We start from the raw sequence: 3118 nt of genomic DNA on the forward strand, positions 1-3118 counted from the left end.
CAGTATAAGTATCAATAGTTCTATAAGAGCTTATGTACTTGTCATAAATAGAATCTAGACTAGATTGATATGTTTTAGTTTTGCTAAAAAAAGACTTAAGCTTGTCTTTGTCGTCTTTGCTTAACTTATCTTTGGTTTCTTTCTTTTCTAGGGTAGTGCTGTAAGAAGTACTACAAACATTATCGGTAGTATCAACAGTAATCATGGCATTGCTAGCAGCTACAAGTAAAGGTGATTCTTTACTTGTGCTATTATTTCTAAAAAACTTGCAAGTTAAAAATAATAACTTTGATACAGTTGATATAATTAAAGTAAACATATTTCTCCTTATCCTTTTCTTCTAATATTTACCCCCTAAGCTATTTGATTTATCTAGACCTAGATAAAGATCTATATGAATCAAAAATTATATCTCAAAAAATTAGTTTTGTTATTGCAACTTGATTAATATTTGTTCTAAGCCAGATTGTCTACTAAAAGTAAGGTAGAAATAAATATTAAGTAATTCTTATAACCAAAAAAAGACAAAAGTTAAGCTTTGCATTATGTTTTACAGTTATGTGGTGATCTATATTCGTTCTTCTAGATTAAAAAAAAGAAGATCTCCTTAAAGAGATCTTCTTTTTTTTTATGTTGAGGTATTTGTATGTTAATAGGCTTGTAAACCATTTATACTTTAAAGCAATATATCTTGTTTAATTATAGATTAAAACACCATTAGAAAAGTATTATTTTGATATTCCTGAATTATACTCTTCATATAAAGCCCAAGCTTGCTTTTTATTTTTTAAAGATAGTTGATCTAGAGTTTCATCATATCTATAAAGAGACAATGTATAGAGGTAACAAAAAGCAAAATAAAGAAGACCAAATAATACAAATCCAATTAGCTCCTTTATTCTGCCTGTTGTATCAATTCTATCTAGATAAGATGAAAAACGACTCCTAAATTTAAAAATACTGCAAATTAATTTACTCATATTATCCTCCTTACATATAAATGTATAAATATTAACTAGGATATATTGCTCAAAGTAAAATGTCATGCTCTTAGTAAAAAATAATATAGCAATATTGTCTTTTAATAAAAGAAAATATAAAGGTATTTATATATTTTAGTGTTAATTGGGGGTTTTGTTAGTAAATAACTAATATTTTAGTATAAAAGTTAAGCAAATCTAAGACAATTGCTAAATTTAGAGATACCTTTTTTAACATATCTTAATTGGAGAGGGTTAAGGTTTGTAAAGAAGGGTAAGTTTATAAAGAAGATAGAAATAAGAGTAGGCTCTAAATTAATAGACCCAGTCTTATGACTTAAAAACTCCTTGAAGACAAAAGAGGCTATACTAAAATGGGCCTTTTTTGTCTTTGTATAAAAATAAAGATGTTCTATACTTAGTGCATAAAGCATTTATATTGCTTTATGCATAATATCAAGACCAACAAAGGCTCTAAGAAGAGTCTTTTTTTTGCTTTTTAAAAAAAAGAGATAGGTAAAATCAAAATGTTAACAAAAAAAGTTATGCTCTTTTTTAAAAAAAAGAACATAACTTTCTAAAGTTAGAGATTTTGTATCTAGCAGTACAGTATTTTTTAAAGAAAAGTAAAAGTTTTGTTTTAATATTGTTAAGTATGAATATTATTTATTGGGTTTTTGTAGGTGCTTTTATAAGTGTTTTGATACCCGTGCTTATTTATATTTATAATTTCATCGTATCCTATATAAGGAAAAGGAGATAATATAATAAATAGTGCTATAAATAGTATAGATGTTAGCTAAATTACCTCACTTAAGTTAAAAAGCATAAAGGATATCTTTTTTTTTCTTAAAAGTACACTATAATTAAATTAGTCTTTAAATTAATCTTTAAATCTTTTATAAAAATGAAAGTGTTACTCTTAAGGATTTTAAATATTCTAAGAGTAGTACTTTCATTTTTCATTTTACAAAAACATACCCTAAAGAGTATGTTTTTGTAAAATGAAGTTAATTAATTTTGAATATTTTACTAAAAAAGTTTAGTTGAAAATATCTAACCTTGACTAGATACTCTAATAATAATTCACTTTTAATATAAAACAAATGTTAGGCAATGAGATTAGATTTAAAGATCTGCAAGAATATCCTTTTTTGTATTCTGCAAGTAGCTTTATAATCAATGCCCATTTGTTTGAGGTTAGAGTTTAGGAAAGAAGTAAGCTGATGTAAGTTTTTATATTGATTCTCGTTTTTCTTAAAAAAGTCTTGAACTAGGAAAGCAATAGTTTTTTCTATATAAGAGCTAGACTGTCTAAATTGGGCAAGAGAAGTGGCATTTAAAACTAGATTATTAAAAGAAGCTATATAGGATAAAATTTTATTTATATTTAGGAGAGGGTCATTAACTAAGATAATATTATCTAGCTTAGAAGGAGATGCAAAAGAATCTTTACAAAGAAAGGCATTTTTGTTGAAAGTAAAAGCTATTTTTTGTGTAAAGATAAAATAATAAATAGCTTCAATAGTTTTAGTAGTAAGAGCAAGACTAAATATTCTTTTAATAATTCTATTTACTTCTCTAGCATGAAAATATAAGCTAGAACTAGCTTTTAAAAATCTAATAGCTTTAATAATTAAGCTAGCATCAACAATAGAATATTTTCTAAAGAGTCTGCTACTATTTATTTTATATATTAAAAAATTAGTATGTTTTTTAACAGCTAAAATAGATTTATTATTAAGATGCTCTAGTGGAATACCAGTTGACATAATAATACCTAATATTTTAAGAATAATAGAATGGGAATTAAGTAGACTAGTAGAGATGAAAATAAATTCATTGTGATTTACAAGAATAGGAGCGGGAGAAGTAATATTGGTCTTTGTTTTAAAAAACTTAGGAAGTAAAAACATAACTATAATAATTATACAACTCTTTTACTTTTAATAGCAACTTTGTTACTTTTAAAAATAGTGTCTGTATAGTGTCTGTAACTTTAGTACTTTTGGGTGCAACTTTTTTACTTTTAGAGGAAACTATGTTATTTTTGTTAATAATTAATAACTTTGTACTAATAACAACTAATTATAATTAGTTGTTATTAGTACAAAGTTAATTCCCTATCCTTTTTTTTC

Annotated in this window: 2 protein-coding genes and 1 pseudogene; all 3 read right to left on the reverse strand. The window is 24.9% G+C overall.

The annotated features are described in order from the left end of the window. A pseudogene (locus F0310_RS05510) lies at nt 1–319 on the reverse strand (hypothetical protein); the annotation flags it as partial. A gap of 409 nt (nt 320–728) precedes the next feature. Then, complete coding sequence (locus F0310_RS05515) at nt 729–980, reverse strand: hypothetical protein (protein ID WP_182117967.1); 252 nt, start codon at nt 978–980, stop codon at nt 729–731. 1109 nt (nt 981–2089) lie between these two features. After that, nucleotides 2090–2752 carry a hypothetical protein gene (locus tag F0310_RS05520; protein ID WP_182117968.1) on the reverse strand — a complete coding sequence of 221 codons (663 nt, stop codon included), beginning with the start codon at nt 2750–2752 and terminating at the stop codon, nt 2090–2092. Nucleotides 2753–3118: the final 366 nt, after the last annotated feature.

Source organism: Borrelia sp. A-FGy1 (assembly GCF_014084025.1).
GTDB lineage: Bacteria > Spirochaetota > Spirochaetia > Borreliales > Borreliaceae > Borrelia.

Bases quoted from the DNA above. Each gene is read 5' to 3' on its own strand.
- F0310_RS05515 (WP_182117967.1), bottom strand. From the start codon at position 980: ATGAGTAAATTAATTTGCAGTATTTTTAAATTTAGGAGTCGTTTTTCA.
- F0310_RS05520 (WP_182117968.1), bottom strand. From the start codon at position 2,752: ATGTCAACTGGTATTCCACTAGAGCATCTTAATAATAAATCTATTTTA.